The sequence below is a fragment of the Candidatus Brachybacter algidus genome (genome assembly GCF_016707225.1).
GTDB lineage: Bacteria > Bacteroidota > Bacteroidia > Chitinophagales > Saprospiraceae > Parvibacillus > Parvibacillus algidus.
In genome coordinates this window covers 35,752-57,632 of the sequence record NZ_JADJID010000005.1, presented here as the reverse complement: position 1 = coordinate 57,632, position 21,881 = coordinate 35,752, and the positions used below count along the sequence as shown (strand labels likewise).

Annotated in this window: 27 protein-coding genes; 2 read left to right on the top strand and 25 right to left on the bottom strand. The window is 33.4% G+C overall.

What is annotated here, in order from left to right; genetic code table 11:
* Positions 1 to 100: 100 nt before the first annotated feature.
* From IPI15_RS14820 to IPI15_RS14700, 25 genes are all read right to left on the bottom strand, one after another.
* The gene (locus IPI15_RS14820; RefSeq protein ID WP_287420979.1) at positions 101 to 658 is read right to left on the bottom strand and encodes an HI_0983 family protein; all 558 of its coding nucleotides are present in this window, start codon (positions 656 to 658) and stop codon (positions 101 to 103) included.
* Positions 659 to 1,221: 563 nt separating this feature from the next.
* Positions 1,222 to 1,659 (bottom strand): DUF1801 domain-containing protein, encoded by a 438-nt coding sequence (locus tag IPI15_RS14815; protein ID WP_287405319.1) that lies wholly within the window; start codon positions 1,657 to 1,659, stop codon positions 1,222 to 1,224.
* Between the two features lie 28 nt (positions 1,660 to 1,687).
* Positions 1,688 to 2,242: a dihydrofolate reductase family protein gene (locus IPI15_RS14810; RefSeq protein ID WP_287405318.1), complete on the bottom strand. Its 555-nt coding sequence runs from the start codon at positions 2,240 to 2,242 to the stop codon at positions 1,688 to 1,690.
* Between the two features lie 152 nt (positions 2,243 to 2,394).
* Positions 2,395 to 4,611 carry a S9 family peptidase gene (locus tag IPI15_RS14805; protein ID WP_287420977.1) on the bottom strand — a complete coding sequence of 739 codons (2,217 nt, stop codon included), beginning with the start codon at positions 4,609 to 4,611 and terminating at the stop codon, positions 2,395 to 2,397.
* An 83-nt stretch (positions 4,612 to 4,694) separates the two neighbouring features.
* Complete coding sequence (locus IPI15_RS14800; protein ID WP_287420976.1) at positions 4,695 to 5,039, bottom strand: hypothetical protein; 345 nt, start codon at positions 5,037 to 5,039, stop codon at positions 4,695 to 4,697.
* Between the two features lie 297 nt (positions 5,040 to 5,336).
* Positions 5,337 to 6,089, bottom strand: coding sequence for a COG4705 family protein (locus tag IPI15_RS14795; protein WP_287405315.1), 753 nt, complete (start codon positions 6,087 to 6,089; stop codon positions 5,337 to 5,339).
* Between the two features lie 566 nt (positions 6,090 to 6,655).
* On the bottom strand, positions 6,656 to 7,354 hold the full coding sequence (locus IPI15_RS14790) for a fibrobacter succinogenes major paralogous domain-containing protein (protein WP_287405314.1): 699 nt from the start codon (positions 7,352 to 7,354) through the stop codon (positions 6,656 to 6,658).
* A gap of 161 nt (positions 7,355 to 7,515) precedes the next feature.
* Positions 7,516 to 7,803 (bottom strand): cupin domain-containing protein, encoded by a 288-nt coding sequence (locus IPI15_RS14785; RefSeq protein WP_287405313.1) that lies wholly within the window; start codon positions 7,801 to 7,803, stop codon positions 7,516 to 7,518.
* Between the two features lie 21 nt (positions 7,804 to 7,824).
* Positions 7,825 to 8,214, bottom strand: a complete 390-nt coding sequence (locus tag IPI15_RS14780) for a DUF302 domain-containing protein (RefSeq protein WP_287405312.1) — start codon at positions 8,212 to 8,214, stop codon at positions 7,825 to 7,827.
* Between the two features lie 3 nt (positions 8,215 to 8,217).
* Positions 8,218 to 8,844: a Tll0287-like domain-containing protein gene (locus IPI15_RS14775; protein WP_287405311.1), complete on the bottom strand. Its 627-nt coding sequence runs from the start codon at positions 8,842 to 8,844 to the stop codon at positions 8,218 to 8,220.
* The gene (locus tag IPI15_RS14770) at positions 8,841 to 9,296 is read right to left on the bottom strand and encodes a hypothetical protein (RefSeq protein WP_287405310.1); all 456 of its coding nucleotides are present in this window, start codon (positions 9,294 to 9,296) and stop codon (positions 8,841 to 8,843) included. The genes IPI15_RS14775 and IPI15_RS14770 overlap by 4 nt, the downstream gene beginning before the upstream one ends.
* Positions 9,296 to 9,682, bottom strand: a complete 387-nt coding sequence (locus IPI15_RS14765; RefSeq protein ID WP_287420974.1) for a hypothetical protein — start codon at positions 9,680 to 9,682, stop codon at positions 9,296 to 9,298. Before IPI15_RS14765 ends, IPI15_RS14770 begins: the two co-directional genes overlap by 1 nt.
* Before the next feature lie 4 nt (positions 9,683 to 9,686).
* Positions 9,687 to 11,309, bottom strand: coding sequence for a T9SS type A sorting domain-containing protein (locus IPI15_RS14760; protein ID WP_287420972.1), 1,623 nt, complete (start codon positions 11,307 to 11,309; stop codon positions 9,687 to 9,689).
* On the bottom strand, positions 11,302 to 11,901 hold the full coding sequence (locus IPI15_RS14755) for a TetR/AcrR family transcriptional regulator (protein WP_287420971.1): 600 nt from the start codon (positions 11,899 to 11,901) through the stop codon (positions 11,302 to 11,304). Before IPI15_RS14755 ends, IPI15_RS14760 begins: the two co-directional genes overlap by 8 nt.
* A 12-nt stretch (positions 11,902 to 11,913) precedes the next feature.
* Positions 11,914 to 12,321 (bottom strand): hypothetical protein, encoded by a 408-nt coding sequence (locus IPI15_RS14750; protein WP_287420970.1) that lies wholly within the window; start codon positions 12,319 to 12,321, stop codon positions 11,914 to 11,916.
* A gap of 390 nt (positions 12,322 to 12,711) precedes the next feature.
* Positions 12,712 to 13,527 carry an alpha/beta fold hydrolase gene (locus IPI15_RS14745; protein ID WP_287420968.1) on the bottom strand — a complete coding sequence of 272 codons (816 nt, stop codon included), beginning with the start codon at positions 13,525 to 13,527 and terminating at the stop codon, positions 12,712 to 12,714.
* Between the two features lie 190 nt (positions 13,528 to 13,717).
* Positions 13,718 to 14,563, bottom strand: coding sequence for a class I SAM-dependent methyltransferase (locus IPI15_RS14740; protein ID WP_287420966.1), 846 nt, complete (start codon positions 14,561 to 14,563; stop codon positions 13,718 to 13,720).
* 139 nt (positions 14,564 to 14,702) lie between these two features.
* Positions 14,703 to 15,401 (bottom strand): DUF1826 domain-containing protein, encoded by a 699-nt coding sequence (locus IPI15_RS14735; RefSeq protein WP_287420964.1) that lies wholly within the window; start codon positions 15,399 to 15,401, stop codon positions 14,703 to 14,705.
* 59 nt (positions 15,402 to 15,460) lie between these two features.
* A complete protein-coding gene (locus tag IPI15_RS14730) occupies positions 15,461 to 16,324 on the bottom strand; it encodes an alpha/beta hydrolase family protein (protein WP_287405302.1) in 864 nt (287 codons plus the stop codon).
* Positions 16,325 to 16,934: 610 nt separating this feature from the next.
* Positions 16,935 to 17,498, bottom strand: a complete 564-nt coding sequence (locus tag IPI15_RS14725; protein WP_287405301.1) for a cupin domain-containing protein — start codon at positions 17,496 to 17,498, stop codon at positions 16,935 to 16,937.
* A gap of 72 nt (positions 17,499 to 17,570) precedes the next feature.
* Positions 17,571 to 18,185 carry a carboxymuconolactone decarboxylase family protein gene (locus IPI15_RS14720; RefSeq protein WP_287405300.1) on the bottom strand — a complete coding sequence of 205 codons (615 nt, stop codon included), beginning with the start codon at positions 18,183 to 18,185 and terminating at the stop codon, positions 17,571 to 17,573.
* Between the two features lie 177 nt (positions 18,186 to 18,362).
* Positions 18,363 to 18,875: a DUF1648 domain-containing protein gene (locus tag IPI15_RS14715; RefSeq protein ID WP_287405299.1), complete on the bottom strand. Its 513-nt coding sequence runs from the start codon at positions 18,873 to 18,875 to the stop codon at positions 18,363 to 18,365.
* A gap of 18 nt (positions 18,876 to 18,893) precedes the next feature.
* The gene (arr, locus tag IPI15_RS14710) at positions 18,894 to 19,313 is read right to left on the bottom strand and encodes an NAD(+)--rifampin ADP-ribosyltransferase (RefSeq protein ID WP_287421286.1); all 420 of its coding nucleotides are present in this window, start codon (positions 19,311 to 19,313) and stop codon (positions 18,894 to 18,896) included.
* A 409-nt stretch (positions 19,314 to 19,722) separates the two neighbouring features.
* Positions 19,723 to 20,226, bottom strand: coding sequence for an SRPBCC family protein (locus IPI15_RS14705; protein ID WP_287405298.1), 504 nt, complete (start codon positions 20,224 to 20,226; stop codon positions 19,723 to 19,725).
* 2 nt (positions 20,227 to 20,228) lie between these two features.
* Complete coding sequence (locus tag IPI15_RS14700; protein ID WP_287405297.1) at positions 20,229 to 20,543, bottom strand: ArsR/SmtB family transcription factor; 315 nt, start codon at positions 20,541 to 20,543, stop codon at positions 20,229 to 20,231.
* Between the two features lie 415 nt (positions 20,544 to 20,958).
* Here IPI15_RS14700 and IPI15_RS14695 point away from each other — a divergent pair, with 415 nt between their 5' ends.
* Entirely contained in the window at positions 20,959 to 21,255 is a 297-nt protein-coding gene (locus IPI15_RS14695) for a transposase (RefSeq protein ID WP_502711653.1), read from the top strand.
* Between the two features lie 235 nt (positions 21,256 to 21,490).
* Positions 21,491 to 21,688 carry a hypothetical protein gene (locus IPI15_RS14690; protein WP_287405296.1) on the top strand — a complete coding sequence of 66 codons (198 nt, stop codon included), beginning with the start codon at positions 21,491 to 21,493 and terminating at the stop codon, positions 21,686 to 21,688.
* The last annotated feature ends 193 nt before the right edge of the window (positions 21,689 to 21,881 follow it).

The following is a 21,881-nucleotide window of genomic DNA, read 5'->3' as shown; positions in this document are numbered from 1 at the left end:
TTTGAGATTTTGTCCAATTGACTAACACTTAGTTTGGAGAATTAATTTGACATGCCTTTATATATTAATGAAAATCTAACGCATAAACATAACTCCCTTTCTACTTGGTAATTTTTATACTTGGTATCTTATATTGCGACACTTTATTTATTAGGTCTTTTCTATTACTTTTAAGAGAAATAAGAAATTGATTTGCAGCGGAAGCACCATATGCCCTGACGCTGACTCCAAAGAGCATTGCTGATTTATTTCCCGCCTTATCTATAAAAGACTTGTACCTGTATACATTTCTTTCAAGAATACTAATACTGCCATCTGCTGCATTTGCCGTTAATAAGAAATCAAGTATATACTCATCAGTTTTGGGATTATGGATAATTTCATAATTTATTATAGGATTGGTTTCTTTCATCTTTTTTATTTCAGCAATCTTGTTATTTACAATATCCTTCAAGTCTTGCTTTCCGGTGATCACATCTAATAAAAGCATAGTGTTATACTTGTCAGTACGATCTGATTTTACAAGATATTCCTGTTTATAATAATTCGCATTGGGGTGAGCACTCCAATTTAAAATATATGATTTGGTGTTAAACAATAAGGGGCCAGGTACACCCAAAAAATCAGTAACAGATTTATTTGTCTGTGATAAAGTCATATTTAAAAAGCAAAAGCTAATTACTGATAGTAAAAATAATTTAATATTAATCTTTGTAAGCATTTTATTGGTTTATTTTATTTATTAGACATTGTTAAGTGGCGTTATTCAATTAAGAATGCAAAGGTATATTATTATAGATTTTTTAGTAAAAATAATAAGGATACGGTAGCTTCTAATGAGTTAACGGGCATTAAACTGAATTATTAGACCTTCTAATGCGAAACTGAATTATTTAAATTACCAATATTTTGCCTTAAAAAGGAGAACCTTACTATACCTTGCCGTTATTTATTTTTTGAACTTGAATAGCGCAACATTTAGAAAATGGTATTAGGTATGAAAGTCAATTAGCCAAACAGAAACTTCAAGATGGATTATTACGAATTTCAATTCCGAATTATACAGTTTTCTTCAGGGTATTGGTTGCATTTTGATGGTGATAATCAAGGGCAAAGAAAAGTCCGCATAAAAGAGAATATATTTTCATGTATCTAACTTATTTTTTAAAAAAAACAGAGTTAATAGAACTTAACTAATATATTGCACCGCATCTTCCCATGTCAATCGGGTTCTGTATGTTTATTCTCAAGCCCGAATCTAATCGCCTCCTGGAGCAAATTAACATCTATATCTTTTAGGCTTTTGAACTTAATGCAATAACTGCTCACACTAGCCTTGCCAATTTTCTCTGCATAAGTATTGACTAAGTATTTCTTATCATTAATGCCAAGGATATAAACAGAAATTCCAGTCGTGTTTGCGCTGATACCAATTTGATAAAATTCTTTGGTTTTGCCATCAGCATATTTAATATTATAAGAACCATATCCGATATTAGGATTAGAAACAATTTTATTTTCATTGTTTTTGCCGTCCAGAAACCATAATTTGCAACTTGGTAATATTTGCTGGATGTAAGAGTGCAGCATTTGAATCCCAATGCGCTTCTGCTCAGTTTGGAGGTCAATATATTCTTGAATTTGTTCTTCTACTTTCATAAACAATGAAGGTAATACTTTTTATAAGTTAGCTATTATTTTTTGGTTCATAGCATAGATTTACGGCACCACTACTAAATGTTTTTGTTCCAAGAAGTTTAAAAGTAGACCGATCATTTAAATTCTCAAACAATGGCAACCCGCCTCCAGCTATTACAGGATGTACACAAAGTTGCAATTCATCAATTAAATTTAATTTGATTAATTGAATAATTAAACTTCGGCTGCCAACTAAAATGTCTTTTCCAGATTGTGACTTGAGCTCAGAAACTAGATGCTCAATGGTTTTATTTGTCAAATCTGCGCTGTGCCAATCTAATTTATTCAAAGTATTTGAAAAAACAATTTTTGGTATGTTATCCATTGCAACTGCAAAGTCGTCCATTGATTTTTCGCCAGATGGATTTTGTACTAAATCTCGCCAATATTCCATGAGTTGATAGGTTATTCTGCCATAAAGAATTATGTCTGCGTTTCTTAACATATCAGCGAAGTGTTCGTGTATTTCTGCATCAGGTAACATCCCTGTATGATCACAAAAACCATCAATTGTCATATTGATTCCTGCAATTATTTTTCTCATTTCAATTTCAGATTATTGTTTGTTTTATAAATGATTAACAAAATTAATTTCAAATAAGAATAATTGAAATAGAGAATACAAACAGTTAAGGAATAGAGCGCAGCTAAAGTCCTTCTATTCAATAACTAATTTTCCAAGTCCACTCTTACATACTACCTTCCTCCCGGAGGACAATGCATCTTTAAATAATTTGTATATAATGTTGCCAGATGCAAACTAGTGCCAGCACCTTCATAGATTCCGTGAGATCTATTTGGATAAGGCATAAATTGAAATTGTTTATTGTATTTAATCAACTCATTTAATAACATATCAGCGTTTTGATAATGGACATTATCATCTCCGGTACCGTGAATGTACAATAAATTACCTGTTAAATTCTTTGCATAAGTAATAGGGGAACCAGCGATAAAATCTTCTTTATTTTCCTGTGGCAGACCCATATAACGCTCCTGGTATATATTATCATAAGTCAATTGATTTGCAACAGCCGCAATTGCAATTCCTGTTTTATAAATTTCCGGATGTTGAAACATCAAGTTTAATGTAGCAGAACCTCCTCCACTCCATCCCCATACAGCCACTCTTTCAGGATCTATAAAATCCCATTTCAAAATTTCTTTTGCTGCCATAGCTTGATCGTTAATATTAATAACGCCAATTTTTCTATATATAGACTTTCTCCATTCACGACCTTTTGGAGCAGGTGTACCTCGGTTATCTAAAGAAATGTATATGTATCCATCTTCAGCCATGTCACCCATATACAAACCATTTTGATCCGCCCCATAAGTGTCTGTTACCGTAGTACCTGCCGGTTCAGAATATACATAAAATACCACAGGATATTTCTTCTTTGGATCAAAATTTGAAGGTTTTACCATCCATCCGTCCATTTGTATATTGTCAGTAGTTGTTATGGTGAAAAATTCTGTATTTGACTTTTTCTCTAGGTTTTTTAAGTTATTAACGATGCTTTCACCTTCAGTTAAAGATTTTTGGTTGGCAACTGTAATAAACTCTTTAGTTGACGGCGTAAAATAATTTGAAAATGTATGTTCGGCATAAGTGCCGTTCGAAGAAAATGAATAATCGTGGCTTCCCATTAGGCTTTCCGGACTCAATAATTCACTCTTTCCTTTTCCGTTTAATTTAGTTCTATATAAATATTTTTGAGTAGCATTAGCTGGTGAAGCTAGATAATAAACATACCCTTCCTTCTGATTGATGTATTTTAAATCGATAACATCGTAGTCACCTTTTGTAATAAGCACTTCCGGCTTACCTTCTAAAGAAACTTGGTATAAGTGTCTCCAACCGTCTTTCTCTGATGCCCAAAGAATACACTTAGATTCATTCATAAAATTAAAATTATTGGTGTAATCAATTTTATAAGGATTGCCTGTTTGAAATAAATCAACCCATGCCTCATCCGATTCCTCTTGAATCACTTTTGCACTTCCATTTATAGCATTTACAAGAAATAATTTGCTATTATTTTGCTTCCTGTTTAATTGTTGAATTAATAAATTATTAGTGCCGGGAATAAATTCCATTCTTACTAGATAATGCTGTGAAGCATCTCCGGGAATATTCATCCAAGTAGTTTTAATATCCGATATATCTACTACACCTACTTTGCAAGCTGAAGGTGTTTCGCCAACTTTAGGATATTCCAATGGGACCAATTGTGAATAAATTGAATCTGTATTGTTAATCATATAAAACTTCTTGATAGCACTTGCATCGATCTGCCAATAAGCAATAGATTTACTATCGGGACTCCAGCGAAAACCATCTCTGCAAGCAAATTCTTCCTCGTAGGCCCAGTCAAAAGTTCCGTTTATTATGGCAACCGTTCCGTTGGAAGTTAAGGGTTGAATTTTGCCACTTTCATAATCTTCACTGTATAAATTGTTATCAGAAACATAGGCTAAAGTATTCCCATCAGGAGAAAATTTTGCAAACATCAGAGAAGAAGGAGGCAACCCTTTTCCAAGTTGCGTTAAACTATTCGTCTTAAAATTAAAAACCCAATAATCTCCTTTTGTATTTAATCTCCATACTCTTTTAGTATTGGTAAACAAAAGCACCTTTTGTTGGTCTAATGAAAATGAAAAATGTGCAACTTCTAATGGTTTTGATTTTCCAATTGGAGTTAGCTGCTCTTTAGAAATAACCGTTTTTACTACTTTATCGGGCAGTGTATAAGTAAGTAATTGATTTTTTTCCAACTTAAAATAAGAGTCTCCATCATTCGTCCAGTTTACCTGCGCTTCTCCATAAATGCTGAAAGAGATAAAGCAAATAAATAAAAAAGATTTAAGGTTATAAAGATTGATTTTAAAGTGATGGTTAATATTTATCATTGATCGATACATTTGGTATAATTTACAATTTATTCCAAAAGTAACAAAATCATTTATTTTTGTTACGAATAACGTAAGCAACCCTAGTATTTCTCATTCTTTCTTTCAGCCATCTTAAATCCAATAAAAATTAATCCACTACAAATTATTAACCCAACAATAGCAGGAACGATGATCGACTTCCCAGATTCACCAGCATTTTGTAAGCTCCAAACTATTTTGCCAGTCGCCATCAAAGTGACAACCCCGAGCCCCGCTGCCAAACTTCTTTTCCAAAAGGCAAGTCCTAATCCAAAGAATGAAAGAGGGACAGTAAGAATCAACAATATTTTTTTATAATCCCAGTAGCCATAAAGCCAGTCTTTTTCAAATTGAAGGAAAGTCTTAACATTTTCACTTACAACCTCTGGTCTGCTAAACCAAAACATACTAGTAAAAAGGCAAAAAATGGTTATTGAAATTCCTGTCCAATTCCTTTTGTAGGCAAAAAAACAAAACGGGATTAAAAAGATTGGTCTAATATACCAGCTCCATTGATTATGATGTCTATCGAAAACCCAATCAAAGAAGGTTTGATTTATCATAAATACCGACAAAAAAATACTTGTCAATATCAAGAATAATAGGGCAATTGTTTTATCCGAATAAATTTTTTTCATTTTATTTCTTCCACCCATAAGTTATTTTCTGAGTCAAAAATTATTGTATGTCCTCATTTGAGTTACTTAGGTCGCGTTTTTCAAAGTTTTATGGGAAAATAATATTAGCAGAATCATTAATGATATCGAAATTACCGAAGCATTCAAAGTTCCTAAATCTAAACCACCTTTCGCTATTGGTTTAGTTAGAAAATCTCCAAATGTTGCTCCAAAAGGTCTCGTAAAGACAAATGCAACCCAAAAGAGAAATATCTGATTTATTTTTGTCAGATAGTGCAATAGTATAACTATTAAGATAATTCCAGCTGTGATTAAAGCTCCATTTAAATAAGTTAATCCGATTACATCACTCAAATAATCTCCAAATGCTGTGCCCAAGCTATTTGAAAATAGTATTGCAATCCAATAGTAAATTTCTTTGTTCATATCGGTAATCGGGTAGACGCTCAACGATTGGAATTTTTTGTACCAAAGAAACAATGTCAAAACCAAGCCTGATAATAAAACCAAACTTCCCATAGTATAACCCAAATGCAAGCTTCTATCCATGAAATCAGATATTTCTGTGCCAAGAGTAGTGGTTGCAATGATGACTGCCCAAAAGAATACGGGTATATATTTTTTTACTTTAAGTTGAATAAAAAGTACTATTAAAAAGAAAATCAAGGTAATTATAATTCCAGTCAGATAACCAAGGTTTAATGTCATTGACAAATAGTCCCCTAAAGTTTCACCAAGGGTTGTGGCGACAATTTTCATAAGCCAAAAAAGCAGTGTAATTTCTGCAACCTTATTAAATTTTAAGTTATTTTCCGTCATATAATTATAATAGTTAATGCCACAATCAATAAATTGAAAAATTTATCTTCCCATTAATGTCGGTTACATGAAGAGTCAATTGATATGAACAATTATTATAATGGTACTTAAGTTTCGGTAGTAAAATTTTTCTTTTTGAAGATTTTTTTAAATTTTAATAAAATGTTAGGTATTAGAAGCTTGTCCGACAAAGCTATAGCGAAGGCGGGGTAGATTTTAGTCACTCACGTGCAGGATCCATCAATCACATGGATATTTTTTCTATTAAACCTTTTAAAGAAAAAATATGGATCAATTGACTAACCTCCCCGCCGTCACTTTGGCTAGTCGGGCAAGCATCTAACATCTAATACGAAAAGCAAATATAAACAAGACCAATTATATAATTCCAATTCGTATAACATCAGCAATCTACCTTTGTTTCTTAACTGCGGAAACTTGAGTAATGTTCTATTGGGTAGATATATTTAGATAAAACCTAAACAAATCTACCCAAAAAACAATACTATTTTAATATATTATGAACTTAGATTTTAAGCCATCCTCAAAAAATCAAATGAGCCAAATCAATCCTTAATTAAACGAACAGAAAACCAGTGCCCTTTGAAGTAGTAATCGCTCCCTCCTTTAGTGTAATGTCTTTCCAGGCTGCTACTCTCATACCTAAGACTGCGGCCATATGCAGAACCAAAAGCATCAGACTCATCTCTCTCTGTAGAACTCCACCAATGGCCGTATATTCCAACGACATCGGCAAAACCATAACAATAATTGCGTCCTCCACCTGGAAGCGCTGTAAAGCCTGTTTCATTTGTAGCACCGGAGTTAGGGCTTGACCAATGTTTAATTCCGCTCTCTTTTAACTTTCCTCCTGCAACACTTTCACCACCTAAATAGTCAGATAATTGTTCCCAATCATCTTCTGTAGGAACGTGCCAGCCCTCAGGGGCGAGAATTCCGGTGTTTACCGCATACCAGTTATAAAGTCGCCCGTAGGCGGCTACGTAGCTCTCAAGATCGTCATAATTGCAATAAGCTCCTTGTAAGCTTTCGTTATTACAACCCCATTCATCACTAGTAACTTTTATTATTTCATCACCATTATTGTATTTGGTAGTTTTTAGGTTTTCTGCCATCCAAACCTGAGAACCAATTTTAACGGTTTTGTAAGTATTCCCATCGATATCTTTCATTGTACCAGCACCTTGAACATCGTCTACCGGATCATCAGTTTTGTTACACCCTAAAACAAAAGTAGATAGCATCCCCACTAATAAAAGCAGTTGGTTAAAATGTTTTATTTTTTTCATAATAATTTGATTTTTAATTTGTGTTTAATTTATTAATTACAATTCAATGAGACAGGTGAATGTCGAGTGATCTGTTGAATCGGCATTTCATAATGTTATCTCTTATGTTTTGAAAGTTATTTAATAAGTAATAGTTGACTTTCTTTGATTCCTTTCACCCAATGTTTTACCATTGGCTCTATATTTACATAATCACCTGACTTCAATGTTTCTTTTAAACCTGTCTCGTTTTCAAAGACCGCTTCTCCTTCAATACATACTAAAAGTGCAGGAATTTTGGAGACATGCTCTTGCAACAGCTCTCCTCTGAGAATCCGCATTGATGCTGCCTGTCCCATATCACTTTTAAAGATCGTAATTGCTGAAACAGGTTTGTCCTCTGTGTGTAATTGTTTTATGTTCATTATTATTATTTTATAATTGCTTTAAATATTGTTAAGAACAGTTATTAGTTTTTCTTGTACTTCATTCGCTGCTGTTTCCAGAGCTGCATTTCCAACTGCACCCATTGCCACTGATGGAGCAATCATTGCGATCTCTATATCACCATTTGATAATTCGCGTAAGGTTACATTGCAAGGCAGCATCGTGCTAATAGTAGGTTCAATACTTAACACTTTGTCTGCATATTCAGGATTACAAGCTCCCAGGATAATATGAGGTAAATACTCTTTATCCAGTTTCTTCTTCATGATTGCTTGTAAATCAATTTCAGTAAGAACTCCGAACCCTTGTTTCTTCAATTCTTCTTCCACCTTTGTTCGTAAAGCAACTATTGTAGTTCCTGCAACTATTTTTGAATTGTAATATTTCATATCTTAATTTTTATTCATTTCAACTACGAAAATTCCTCGCAGTTCGTTTTCCAAATATCCAGTGGCTTGATCATTTGGATATAATTTATTGATTTTGTTTAGGGTCGCATCATTTATATCTTTGTAGGCTTTACCATGACATTGCAAACACATTTGGTTAGTAACAATCGGATAATATCCTACCATCTTTCCATTAATCTCTGAGACAATCGGTTGCTTTTGTTCGCCGCTTCCGTTTGATTCTTTCCATTTCTTGATGTAGGCCAATTCTGCTTCATTTGCTTTGTTTGCAGGGTTTCTTGGCAGATCACTAACTCTTTTTATTTTAGCTCCCAGTACAACTGACATGCTATCGGTAATTGGGATAGCTTTTATGTTGCAGAATTCAACCGCTCCTTCTGAACCTTTTTCACTAATGGAAGAAATTAAATAGTTAGCCAGTGATGATTTAGTTTGTATGGCTAGCTGTTTACCAACTTCTTTGTAGTTTTCACCACTTGATGTTGCAGTCTCTTCAACCTTGAAGGCATCAATTTTCGATTGTGTCGATCCGACCTTATTTTCTGTGCAACTATCCAAGGCTATAATTCCCCCTATTACTAAAATCGAAATTATCAATATTCTATTCATTCAAAATAAGTATTAAATGTTATAAAAGAAGATTTTATTTTTTGAAATATTTCAGCATATTTATCTAATGTTTTACATTCAGAAAACTCACTTGATAAATCTATATATGGCAACAACCACTTGTGCAATTCATCGTGTGCCTGACCCTCCATGGTGCAGTTTGATGTAAGTAATTCAATATTGTGCTCAAATTTTATGGCAAGTTCAGCATACTCCTTAGTGTTTTTTACTTCAAGAGTATTGATATCCATTTCCATGTTTCGAATATGTGTCATCATATTCGTATCTACTTTCCACTTGTTACCATTATTTAGCCCAATTGATTCTTCATTATGATGGTGCTCTGCAGTAACAATAATTTGTGATTCATTTGTCGAATGCTCATTAGCGACATTGCTGCAACCGAAAATAATTAGGCTGATTGGTATCAGGAAAATTGTCCTTATGTTCATTATTTTTCTTTTTTAATTGTTAGATATGCAAGAATTGTAAATATTAGTGTTACAATTATTCTGAAGATCATTGCACCGATAGTTCTAGTTTCATAAATACCACCTAAGTATATGTGAATTAATAAACCGATAAATGCTACTATTAGAATAATTATTGAAACACTTAATATAGCTGGAGTCCATTTCTGCCTTTTAATAAAGCCATATGCAGCAAAAATGTAGATAATACTGCTGATGAAATTTGACCAGACCACAAATAAAACATAATTACCTTCTTTGGCTCTTATTTCAAATAGATCAAATATCACGGAGGTACTTAGAAACAATGTAAGCAAGCCAAATGCTGCCAGAATAATTGCTAATATGAAAGGAATGTATCTTTTCATCTCTTTAATTTTCTACTATTATTTTTTGGGTCACTTTTTCAGTACCAGTATTTAGGGTGACAAAATAAACACCACCATTAACCAATCCTTCCAATTTTTTTGAATAGGTATTTTTACCTAATTTTAAATTTTTTATAGTGGCATTCTCAATAAACTTCCCTTTGACATCTTGAATAATGATTTTTATTTCAGACATTTTACTTAGGTGAAAATTTATAGTAAAATTTCCATCATTAGGATTTGGGAATACCTGCATATGTAAAGCTCCAATACTTTGCTCATTGAGTTTATCTATATCAGTTGTCCTATTTTTAATTACATAGACCTTGAAAATTTGACTATTTGCAATAGTTTGTGTACCAGTGTTGGAGAAAAAGATATTTCTTTCTGTACTGCTTATTCCACCATAGATATATCCTACCAAGGTGCTATCAGTAGCAATATCATCCAACTTTAAAACTTCATTGTCGTAATGTGGAATATTTCTATTCAAAATAAATTCAGCACCAGCACCTAATAAAATAGGCATTTCAACCGGCAATTTATATTCGGCTAATGTCCCACTTGCATCTCTGGTGACTCTCGCAATGGTTTTTACAAAAGGTACATTATTGTCTTGAACTAATACTCCTAAATCATCATAATATTGAGCAATTCCTCCAAAAAAAATATTGTGCATTTCATTATTTGAAGCAGAGTACATAGGCAAAACAGCACAGTGATAATGGTTGTAATATTGTTGAAAACTATTATCTATTGTGTAACCTTGGCTATCTATCGTCACAGAATTTAAATAAGGCAGGTCAACTATTGGTTGAAAAACGCCTGAAAACATAGTTATACCTTCCTCACCATTAGGCAAAATTTGCGGTTCTGCATTATAATCTCTTCTATGAAGATTTATACTATCTGCATATGATGTTATATGCTTTATAGTAATTGATGAACCATTATCGAGAATAGAAAATTTTCTAATAGAATTAGTATATTCCTGCACAAATCCCGGACCATGATTTGGCCCCATTGGGTTGTAACGGCCGATAAATTTTTGCCCGCCCATCAAATAATATTCACTATTTATTTTCTTTAATCGACCGCCTGTTACTTGAAACTTTGTATCAGTAATTTGTCTAAAATAAGGCAAAAAACTATTATTACTAATAATGGCATCGATTACAGCCGAAACCTTTATTGCTGTTAAATTGCTGTATGTAGTATGATCTCCCTTTGTTGGGCTATACCCATATCCTCCTAGGCAGTATAGAAAATCTCCTTCTTGATGAAACTCCATATTAGTAGAACTTAATTGTTCTTGGATTGAAGTTGGCAATGAAGAAAGAGGTGCCACCCATTTTTGTTGGGTAACAGGGTCTATTACTATTAGTTGATCATTAATTCCATCCGCGCCAAAAGCAGCAAAAGGTTGTCTTTGGTGAAGCCCATCCAATCTTCCTCCGATGATAAGCCAACGACCACTGTGCTGCCCAACCGCAAAGGATTGAAGTCCATTTAATCCTGAAATAGTAAGTGGCTCTAACGCAATTTTAATTGGTGCTGATTGTCCAAAGGTATTAAAGCTTGTTAATGTAATTAAAAGTAAAATACCTACTAAATATTTCTTATTCAAATTTATTAGATTTTATGAGTGTTAAAATAGATTGAATCATTTTTTCTCCGGCTTTAATTATATCAAATTGAAAATTAGCAATTCTCCATTTGTACATTTGAAGTCGGAAAGCCCCTATCACGATATGAACTATTTCATCTGGAAGGATTGATTTTGTAAATACATTCATTTTCTGTCCATCCAGAATAATAGGGCTTAAATATTTAATCTTTGTACCCATTATTTTCAATATTGTATCATTGATCCGTTGGCTTTCTTCCATCAATCCATCAGAAAATGCTGCAACTACAAAGTGAGGATTCTTTTTAAAAAATGAAAACTGATTTCGAAACAGTGAAACAAATTTTTCTTCTGGCGTCTGAATAATGGATAAACCCTTTGAAAAGCGCTCATCCATATTTGTAGCTAGATATTCCAGCATGGAAATAACTATTTCTTCCTTATTGGGATAATGCCTATAAAGAGCACTTTCTGAAAATTGCATCTCCTTAGCCAGATTTTTAGTTGTTAAACCTCCTACACCTGATGTGGTAAGTATTTTACCTGCTGCTTCAATAATCTCGAGTTGTCTTATAGAAATTTCTGTGCTCATGTATATAAAATATTAATTTAAAGATTTAATTCTGAAAAAAGCAAATCCCAACCATACCACGGAAACCGTCATTGATATTGCTCCAATTAAAACCAAAGCAGGAGGCAAACCGAAATACACTTCTGTCAAAATACCTATTGGCATAAGAAGTCCGGTAAGCGCTGACCAGGAAATTGCTTTTACATGGTCGAGTTTGTCTCTGAAATGTATAAGTAGATAACCTATTAGAATATTAAGAAAAGCAAATAAATTTCCATGCACGTGTGCTAGCCGTGTCTCAAAATGCTTGCCTATAGAATATGAATTTATCCATTCTTCCTTGCCTGGCGCAAAATCCCTTAAGTAAATTAGTAAAAAGCCGTAAGCCATAAAGAAGCCCATTGTCAGAAAGCCAATTGCGATGTTATTTTTACCATTCATTTCAATAATTTTATAAAGTTAGTGAACATTCACTAACATATACAATGCTATAATGACCAATTATGTTCCCCTATGGTAAAAATAATTTTAAATAGGGTGATAGACATTCTGAATCAAGAAAGGTAATAACTATTAACTCAAGTTTCGTTAGTCAAATTTTCTTTTTTGAAAGACAAATTTAAATTTAAATAAAATGTTAGATGTTAGAAGCTTGTCCGACAAAGCTATAGCGAAGGCGGGGTAGATTTTAGTCCCGCAACTGCGGGATCCATCAATCACATGGATATTTTTTCTACTAAACTTATTAAAGAAAAAATATGAATCAATTGACTAAGCTCCATCTAACATCAGCCATCTACCTTTGTTTCTTAACTGCCGAAACTTGAGCTTTTAATATCTATTGAAAGGTTTTAGAAAGAACTCATTCACCTTTCTACAAAATTCATCCCTATGCTCTATGAGCGTGCCATGTCCTGAATTAGGCAATATCCATAAATAAGCATTGATGATATTTTGATATATTTTAATCGTATGTTCGAGATTTATAAGATCATGATCTCCGCTAATAATCAGTGAAGGGCAATAAATATTGTGTAAGGCAGATAAAAGAACATTGGGTTGATCCCAGTCCAACATAAATAATTTCCAATCATTTTTTTCTTTTGCAGTCGTCCATATTTTTGATTGGTTGTCATCATAATACTTTTTTTCCTCTTTCCAAAGTGAAGGTAGAATTGCAGTAGAATCTGGCCAAATATTTGCTCCTGTCGAAGCAAACTTTATAACTTTCGAAGGATGTCTCATCGCAAGCAACAAAGCAATTATTCCGCCATCACTCCATCCAATTACATAAGCAGAATCTATGTGCATCTGGTCCAGTAATGCCGCCTCATCGTCAGCCATCATTTCAAAACTTAAAGAATCTGAAATGTCAGTCGTTTTACCTTGAGCCCGACTATCTACTGCAATCACTTTATACTGTTGTGAAAAATAGGGGATAATACCTGCCATAGAATTGATACTTCCACCATTACCATGAATCAACAATAATGGTTTACCGCTTCCATATTGTTCGGTATAGAAATTTACACCCCTAACATTGTAATATTTACCCAGACTTTTGTTATTGCCGAATTCAACTATATCTTGGCAATATGTTGAATGGGATTGTATAATAAAAGCAATAAAAATTAATAATTTATACATCACTATTTAATTTCAATAACAGCTAAAAGTTAAAATTACTTATATTCATCTATTCGGTATTATACGGCAAACTTTTGGTCTTATTTATATTTGCGTTTCGTATAATATTAAGTTACTAGTTAAAAAAAACAATATTAAATAAACCTGTGATTAGGCTTAGGACCTTTTAACTGTGCAAACTGATTATAAATTATTTTTCGCCATAAATTAGTAGCGCACTGCCATCCAATATCACATTCCCATCCGGATATTTTTCATTTATCGTTTTGTAAACATCTTTTTTGATTCTTTCTTTCATCGCATTATCAGCTTTGCTGAGGGCTGCAACGATAGGAGCTGCTATTTCATTCATCATTTCCCAATATATTTCGGCCGTTCCGCATTTTAATTGACATGTTATTTCGTTTTCAATAATATTTTTAAAACCTGTCTGAGCAAATATACTTGTCATTAAACCACTTTTGCTACAACGAAATATTCCCGGAGATTCAGGAGCTGGAGCGGATAATTGCATATGCTTACTAATTGTTTCGCTAATGGCAGTAGCCCAGAAATTCTTCTCGGCTGAACTCCAAACTGTGGTCGCAAATTTTCCTCCTGGTTTTAATACGCGAAGTATTTCTTTAGCAGCTAATAGCATGTCGGGAAAGAACATAAATCCCATCCTACAGCTAATTGCATCAAAAGTGTCATTAGCAAAAGGAAGTTCGCAGACATCACATGCCCGAAATTCAACATTACTTATTTCTTTTCTTATAGCATTTTCTCTGGCAATATTGAGCATCTCATCTGAAAGGTCAGTAATTATTACTTTCCCTTCTATAAGCATAGAAGCAATACTAAAACCAAGTTCGCCAGTTCCGGCTGCGATATCTAAAATAAGCTGTGAACCAGCAGGTTTTAATAAATTAACAATTCCGTCAGCAGCTGGTTTCATGTGATCGTGGAGCTCCAAATCCCACTTTTTCCATCCTGGAGAAAATTTATTCCAGGAAGCTTTTTGATTTTCCCTAATATCTTTAAAATGTTGTTCCATGATTTTTCATTAATACTTTTACGCTAAACTTAAAGGTAACGGATAATACATGTATATAGTTACCATTCTATTAAAGGCAAATTGTTTGGTTTAAATAGATATAAAAAAGTTAACTAAAGGGTACTTGAGTTGATTGAAATCAACAGATCAGCAACAAACGTGTTTCACCAGCCTTTTCCTTTGGTGCACGGTGAAGACATGGAGGAACTTGACTTTCGGGGTGATCAACCGCCAATCTCCATAAATGGCCGAGACCTAAATTGATAGGATGTGCATCTGGCTTAATCTGATAATGTAGATCAAAAAAGTGATCAATTAAAAATGACTCAAAACCTTCTGCTGCATCATGATATAATTTTTTTAATTCATCACGAATCTCCGGAACAAGTATTTTTTGGATGGCTTGTGAATTTGGCACTATTTCACTCGCTTCACCGTAGTACGTGCATAAAAAAGTGTCGGATGGCACAGGAGAGCGATCTACATGAAAAGAATAGACATCAGTCGGAAAAATTGGGTTGGCATCATCCCTATCATAACATCTGATGAGATTAAGTATTGGTGCGGCACCATGAGCTTTTAATAATTTTAAATCGTTTAATAAAATATCGCGTGCAAGTTGCCCATGTTCACTCAAATGAAGATCACGAAGTTCTTCTTCCGCCAGTTCGGCAATATTTTCATTTAATTCAACCTTTTCTATGATCTCAGCAAAATCACCTACAAGATTGCGAGTCCAACAAATGGCATTAATATCTCCATGAAATGATGTAGATACTAGATCGCTAAAGTTTGTGACATATTGAATTTGATTCAAAGGATGTGATAAATCTTGCATTTTTTATAATATAAAATTATTCCTTTAATTATAATCAATTTAGAATAAAGGAAAATGTTTTATTGGTCAAGAAAGGAAATAAGTTTATTCATCAATGAAACTCTCTTGTTTGTAAACCCGTGGTCAGTTTTCCAAATTTGATAGTCAAAATATGGAAGATGCATTTCTTTAAATGAATCGGCGACTTCAATATTTCCTGTATGTTCGTCTAACATGATTATTTCTTTTTTGCTTAACGACTTTGCATCAGTTGCCAATTTGTAATATGAAAGTTCTATAAATGCAGGAAGGAATATTTCCAAATTGTTCGAGTTAAGAACAAAATAATTTGAAAAAATATCTGGATTATTAGCTGCTTCTATTAATTTTTTTTCATCAGGAATGGTTTTTAAATCTCCATATATATTCCAAGTTGACAATGCAAAACCTTTTTTTATTTGAGGTAATTGTTCCAAAGATTTAAGGCAAACCCATCCGCCCATGCTATGCCCAAACAAAACAATATTGGAAGTGTCGATTTTTAAAGAATCCTGATATTTATTGCAATAAGTAACTACATTAACTGCATCTTCAACACAATTTTTGAAACTAAATTTCCCTTGGCTACCCCATGCACCTCGATAATTAAAATATATAACATTCCATCCGTGTGCTCTAACGACTTGGGCAAGATCAAGATTTTTCTCATTCCCCGGAAAGCCATGCAACAAAATTAAGGTAGGGTGTTTTTCATTTCCGTTAGGCTTATAAATCATACCTGCCAATAGCACACTAGCTGAAGGGATGAATAATTCCGATGTACCTGCAGGATAATCATTGTCCCAAACCAAATCCTTTAATACAAGGCTATCCGATTGTGCAAAAATACTCATGTCGGCACAAAAAATTATGATAAAAAAGCTCAATAATTTTAATATGTTCATATTTATCGTTTAAATATTTCTATAAAGGCTTAATAATTTTAAACACACAGTCTCATATGCATGAGCTTTTGCGTTTTAAAGTTAAAAGTACAAAACTCCTTTGGTTGCTTTACAAGAAATTTTAAGGTAGGGACTGACGATATTATTTAATTGATACTGTGTGAGCTTCTAATCTTTCCCGCAATGACAAAAAATATGATTCTAATAATTTTAAACAATAGCTGTATTTCATCCTATTTGACAAGTATAGAATAAGAATCTAGCAAAATACCTCAAATAAGTTTACTCAAGTTTCGGCAGTTAAGAAACAAAGGTAGATGGCTGATGTTAGATGTTAGATGCTTGCCCGAGTAGCCAAAGTGACGGCGGGGAGCTTAGTCAATTGATTCATATTTTTTCTTTAATAAGTTTAGTAGAAAAAATATCCATGTGATTGATGGAAAGCCATCTAAAATCTACCCCTCCTTGTTCGGCGGACAAGCTTCTAACATCTAACATTTTATTTAAATTTAAATTTGTCTTTCAAAAAAGAAAATTTGACTACCGAAACTTGAGTAAGTTTATTTATTTTAATGAATTAATTTATTATACAAACAACAACTTACTTTACTTACTCAATCTTTAGTGGTGGTCCGACAACTTGCATATCATGGTCAGCAAAAACTTTTGCAATTTCTTCTTTCGTTGGGGGAGCAGTCCATTTGTCGGTGACTTTAAAAAAAGCTTCCATTTTTCCGGCCGGAAGATAAGAAACTATCATCTTGCCTCTTTCAGTCAATTGCAAGAATGCGTGCGGTACATTTCTAGGCAAAAAAATAGTATCTCCCGATTTCATTTGAAACCTTTCCTTACCTACCTGAAATAAATAGTCTCCATCAATTATATAAAACCACTCATCCTGGAATGGGTGAATATGCATAGGAGGTCCTCCAAAGGGGGTGAGTCCTGTTTGTTCAAATACTGCTAAATCATTTTCAGTATCAAGACCTGAAATCTTTATGTCCAGGTTATTTAGGGTCACACCCTTCATTGTGTAGTGTTCTCCAAATCTTGCTTCACCTGCATCTACTTTAAATCCCTTTTTGGTCCTTATTGAAAGGCGATTTTTGAGCTTGGTAAAAATACTCAATGGAAAAAGAGCAAGCGCAGATAATATAAATGTCCCTCGTTTCATTTTCAAATTACTAATTTAATTTTCTCCAACATTTAACTTTTAGCACAGCTATATTTAGAGATAATATCAATTTTATGAACCTTTTTTCATATGTTCGATTGCTCCGGAAGTTGATTTTTTATTCATCAATTTCAATATAAATTTCTTTAAAAAATTAGGTGGCATTTTGTAACCTTTTGACATCCTTCGGCCCATATCAGCGTATTCATCTTTTGATGCCGGAGTAGTTCCAAGTCCATCAACATACCTGTTAAACATGCAAAATGCAGCAGCAATCAAAACTGCATCATGAATTTCTTCATCTGAGGCCCCATTAAATTTTGCTACGTCAATATCTTCTTTGGTTACAAGTTTTCCACTTTTTTGAACCTTACCTGCAATTTTCAATAGCTGCTTCATTTTGTCCGAAACATCACTGGTGTCAATGTTCTCTATTATGCAGCTAATAGTTTTTCCATCGTCCCCCAAATGTGCATTTGCAGCTGCAGAATGAGACAAATGACAAAACTCACATTCATTCAAATAAGAAACATAAGCACCTATCAATTCTCTTTCGCCTGAAGTAAGAGGCGACTTATCTACCAATAGTGCGTGCGCCAGATTTGCCAAAGCATTACCTGTGCTATTTTTATAGAATAGAAGTTCTACGATACCCGGTTGATTTATTCCAGTATTAATATGTGTCATAAATGTGCTGTTTTGATTTGTTAAAGTTTCAAATTTTATCTAACGTTTCGCTGCCATCAAAAGTGGGAGACTCTTAATTCAATACTTCAATAAAATTACTAAATTTTATTGAAGCATCAAACATTTCTTAATAGAGGAAGTTTTGAATTTTATTGTTGATTCATTTGTCAAAAATCCTTATTCATTTAATGAATCTTTTACCTTTAGTGATTTAAATATAAAGTAAGTCAAAGGAATGAAAATCAATCCTATTATTAGCGGTAAAAACCATATACCAAGCCCTTCTGAATCTCCGTTTGCGTTTTGTATTGTCCTAAATGTAATAAGTCCTAACACCAAAACTACTATAAGCTTTAAATATCTAATTAGTCGAGTCGCATTAGTATATTGATTAAATGCGTTGTCTTCAGTTATTTTGGTTGGATAATTAAATACTTGAGGAAACTTATTTAATATGGTCATTCCAATAAACAAAATTGTTGCTATTATTGGCAAACTGAAAATAGTTGCTCTACCCCCGAATCTGTCGACTTTTCCTTGTCCATTATAATGAATCGGGATAGTTTCTGGTAAGTTTGAATAGTTTATAACGGTTAAAAACCAAATTGAAAAAAGCAAGAACCACCCAACGATCTCAAATATTTTGTCAGACGTTGTTTGTACTATTATTATTTTAGGTCTCTTTTCCATAATAAAATTACTTGCCTATTATTCGTCATTTAACGAGTTAATTCCTTGTTCTTTCAGCTTTTTCAAGGCGTCTTTCATCCCCTGGACTTGCTCAACCGTATGTCCTTGCCACACTGTTACTTCTCCTACGACTCTAAATGGTTCTGTTGAACGATATGACATTGTTGGATTTCCGGGAAATTTTTTATCTGTCAAGTCCGGGTCGTTTTCAATTAATCCTGTTGGTTCAACTAAATAAATTCTTTCTCTCCCTTCCCCAACCGCAAGTTCAGCCCCCCAAATAGCAGGATCTAATGTTGCTGCCAGAAATATATACTTTGAATTTTTTCTTTGTCCGAAGTTTGAGTTGTAACCTGGAACAATAAATTCGCCAAGTCTCAAATCTGCCTTAGTTCCATGAAAATAGGTTTGAACAAATGGAGTTGCATTTGCATTCATTTCTTTTTCTTCCTTATTTGCGTCTAATTTATGCTTCATTTTCTCTCAATTTTTTTGGAGGTTATATTTTAAATGGCTTGCCAATACCTGCTTCTATAAAGGATGTCAAACTATCAGTGAAGAAACTTGGCCCTTCATCATTTCATATTCCTTAAAACATTTCTGTCCACCATTTTGGTATAGAGCTTGTCAATGCTTCATAAATACATTCTCCTGTTTCTTGAAATGTGATCGTTTTTCTAAAGTTGTTCATAATTTAACCTTAAGATTGTTTTAGTTTAATTGGGGTTAAATTGCAATGACAATTAAAAATTATGCATCCATGATGAATGGACATTCAATGAATTGTCAGCCTGAGCGAAAGTACAGTAAACGAACAAATATTTAATGCCTTACATTTCAGCCCTCATCATTTTTTATTTTGATAAGATATTAATACATCTGTCAATTCATTTAATGTCATAGTGAAACCTTCTTTGAAGCCCATTTCTATCATTTTTTCCATTCTCTCGAGAGATTCATTGTAAATAGAAATACTAACTTTCGTTATTCCATTTACTTCATTAAAATTTAAATCCCAATCAGAACCTGGCAAATGAGGATTTTCATCTTTATCTGCAAAAACACTTAAAAATTTGAAATTGGTTTTTGGAGTGATGGCAGTGTACTGTTGAAGTTGCCACATCTCTTGTCCTTCAGGACTAACCATTGCATAAAATCTACGTCCACCAACCTTGAATTCCATTACTTTCGTTTTTGATTCGAATGGTTTAGGAGCCCACCATTGATCAAGAATTTCTTGTCGAGTGAATGCGTCCCAAACAAGTGAAAGTTCCGCTGAAAATTCTTTGCTTATTAAGACTGTATTTGTTGATTTGTCAACAGTGAAGTTGAATAATAAATTGCTGCTCATCTTTAATTTTTTTTAATTGTTGCTAATAAATTGTCTAATTGATTAAATCGGTCTTCCCAAATTGTTCTGTATTGTTCCAGCCAGTTGTCTATCTCTTTCATTTTGTTGATTTCAAGACTATAATGAATCTCTCTTCCTTGTTGATCTTGCTTTACAAGTTCACATTCTGTCAAAATGCGTAAATGTTTGGACACGGCTTGTCGTGTCATATTGAAGTTTTCGGCAATTGCATTTGGTGTCATTGCCTGCAATGCTATTAAGGCTATTATAGCCCGTCTTGTCGGGTCCGCAATTGCTTGAAAAATGTCTCGTCTCATTTGTCTATAATTTTATATGTGAAACCTTCTGGTTGCAAATATATGTGCAACTGAACAGTTTCGCAAATTTTTTCTTATATTTTTTTCGAAAATTTTAAAATTCTAGTGGGAGATTACTTCTTTGTGGTTTCTCTAAGTTTGTCCGCAGCGTTAATATATATTTTGTTAGGCGTTTAAGCATTTAATTCATGAAATCCAAACTAATTAGTCGATCCGTATTAATCGCATAATTAACAGGATATCAGCAAAATACATTAAATAAAGCCATAAAAAGGTGCACAAAATATGCAAGAAAATCCTTAACTTGAAGGTAAAAACTTGCAATTACGGTGGGAAAATTGCCAACCTAGACCAAAGAGATTTATTTCAACCACAGCTTCCAGATTTTATCAACTTGGAACACTAACCGGTAAAATTGGGTAATTCATTTCCTTGGAATAAAATCGAAGAAAAACTCAGTGTACACTATTCTCATATCGGCCAGCCGTCCATGCCCATTAGGTTAATAGTTTGTTGTATGTTGTTAAAACATCTACATAATTTGGGAGATGAGACACTGGCACTTGCCTGGGTGCGCGATCCATACATGCAGTATTTTTGTGGATATGCTAATTTTCAGCATGTCTTCCCATGTAATCAGAGTGACTTTGTTCATTTCAGAACGCGCATAGGTGAACAAGGAATGCATGACATCCTTACGATGACAGTATAGTTGCATAGAAAAGATACAAAAAGCAAAATTGTTATGTCTGACACTGCGGTTCAACAAAACAATATAACCTTCCCGACTGATGCAAAACTTGCGAAGAAAATAATATACAAGTGTAATAAAATCGCAGAAAAAAATCAGTAAAGCAAATGCAGCGATATACGCGCAAGCGTAAAGAATTGGTGTGAGCGAGTTTCAATGGAAATCATCCAAGGCGGTAAAAAAAAATAAAGCAATATTGAAATTAAAAAGAATAGCTGGCAGACTAATCATGGAATTAGAACGTGGATTAAGTGAGGCATTAGGAACCCAACGAGAGGATTTGGAAATGTTCAAGAAAGTATTAAACCAGCAAAGAGGAGACAAGAATAAAATTTACAGCCTACACAAATCTTATACAGCTTGCATAGCCAAAGGAAAGGGAGGAATACGCTAAATTCTGAAATAATTTTCAATTTTATCTTTCCCAATTCTCAGAAAATGAATTTAGCTTAAATAAAGATCGACTAAATATCTAAATCTTAATGCAATTGATAAAAATTTAATCAATCTAATATTTTACCGACGGTTTTAACAGACGGGCCTCACAATTCCCCACTTCCCACTTTAGTCGCTTGCTAAGGTGTTCG

Bases quoted from the DNA above. Each gene is read 5' to 3' on its own strand.
- IPI15_RS14820 (WP_287420979.1), bottom strand. From the start codon at position 658: ATGACTTTATCACAGACAAATAAATCTGTTACTGATTTTTTGGGTGTA.
- IPI15_RS14815 (WP_287405319.1), bottom strand. From the start codon at position 1,659: ATGAAAGTAGAAGAACAAATTCAAGAATATATTGACCTCCAAACTGAG.
- IPI15_RS14810 (WP_287405318.1), bottom strand. From the start codon at position 2,242: ATGAGAAAAATAATTGCAGGAATCAATATGACAATTGATGGTTTTTGT.
- IPI15_RS14805 (WP_287420977.1), bottom strand. From the start codon at position 4,611: ATGATAAATATTAACCATCACTTTAAAATCAATCTTTATAACCTTAAA.
- IPI15_RS14800 (WP_287420976.1), bottom strand. From the start codon at position 5,039: ATGTTTTGGTTTAGCAGACCAGAGGTTGTAAGTGAAAATGTTAAGACT.
- IPI15_RS14795 (WP_287405315.1), bottom strand. From the start codon at position 6,089: ATGACGGAAAATAACTTAAAATTTAATAAGGTTGCAGAAATTACACTG.
- IPI15_RS14790 (WP_287405314.1), bottom strand. From the start codon at position 7,354: ATGCTATCTACTTTTGTTTTAGGGTGTAACAAAACTGATGATCCGGTA.
- IPI15_RS14785 (WP_287405313.1), bottom strand. From the start codon at position 7,803: ATGAACATAAAACAATTACACACAGAGGACAAACCTGTTTCAGCAATT.
- IPI15_RS14780 (WP_287405312.1), bottom strand. From the start codon at position 8,214: ATGAAATATTACAATTCAAAAATAGTTGCAGGAACTACAATAGTTGCT.
- IPI15_RS14775 (WP_287405311.1), bottom strand. From the start codon at position 8,844: ATGAATAGAATATTGATAATTTCGATTTTAGTAATAGGGGGAATTATA.
- IPI15_RS14770 (WP_287405310.1), bottom strand. From the start codon at position 9,296: ATGAACATAAGGACAATTTTCCTGATACCAATCAGCCTAATTATTTTC.
- IPI15_RS14765 (WP_287420974.1), bottom strand. From the start codon at position 9,682: ATGAAAAGATACATTCCTTTCATATTAGCAATTATTCTGGCAGCATTT.
- IPI15_RS14755 (WP_287420971.1), bottom strand. From the start codon at position 11,901: ATGAGCACAGAAATTTCTATAAGACAACTCGAGATTATTGAAGCAGCA.
- IPI15_RS14750 (WP_287420970.1), bottom strand. From the start codon at position 12,321: ATGAATGGTAAAAATAACATCGCAATTGGCTTTCTGACAATGGGCTTC.
- IPI15_RS14745 (WP_287420968.1), bottom strand. From the start codon at position 13,527: ATGTATAAATTATTAATTTTTATTGCTTTTATTATACAATCCCATTCA.
- IPI15_RS14740 (WP_287420966.1), bottom strand. From the start codon at position 14,563: ATGGAACAACATTTTAAAGATATTAGGGAAAATCAAAAAGCTTCCTGG.
- IPI15_RS14735 (WP_287420964.1), bottom strand. From the start codon at position 15,401: ATGCAAGATTTATCACATCCTTTGAATCAAATTCAATATGTCACAAAC.
- IPI15_RS14730 (WP_287405302.1), bottom strand. From the start codon at position 16,324: ATGAACATATTAAAATTATTGAGCTTTTTTATCATAATTTTTTGTGCC.
- IPI15_RS14725 (WP_287405301.1), bottom strand. From the start codon at position 17,498: ATGAAACGAGGGACATTTATATTATCTGCGCTTGCTCTTTTTCCATTG.
- IPI15_RS14720 (WP_287405300.1), bottom strand. From the start codon at position 18,185: ATGACACATATTAATACTGGAATAAATCAACCGGGTATCGTAGAACTT.
- IPI15_RS14715 (WP_287405299.1), bottom strand. From the start codon at position 18,875: ATGGAAAAGAGACCTAAAATAATAATAGTACAAACAACGTCTGACAAA.
- arr (WP_287421286.1), bottom strand. From the start codon at position 19,313: ATGAATGCAAATGCAACTCCATTTGTTCAAACCTATTTTCATGGAACT.
- IPI15_RS14705 (WP_287405298.1), bottom strand. From the start codon at position 20,226: ATGAGCAGCAATTTATTATTCAACTTCACTGTTGACAAATCAACAAAT.
- IPI15_RS14700 (WP_287405297.1), bottom strand. From the start codon at position 20,543: ATGAGACGAGACATTTTTCAAGCAATTGCGGACCCGACAAGACGGGCT.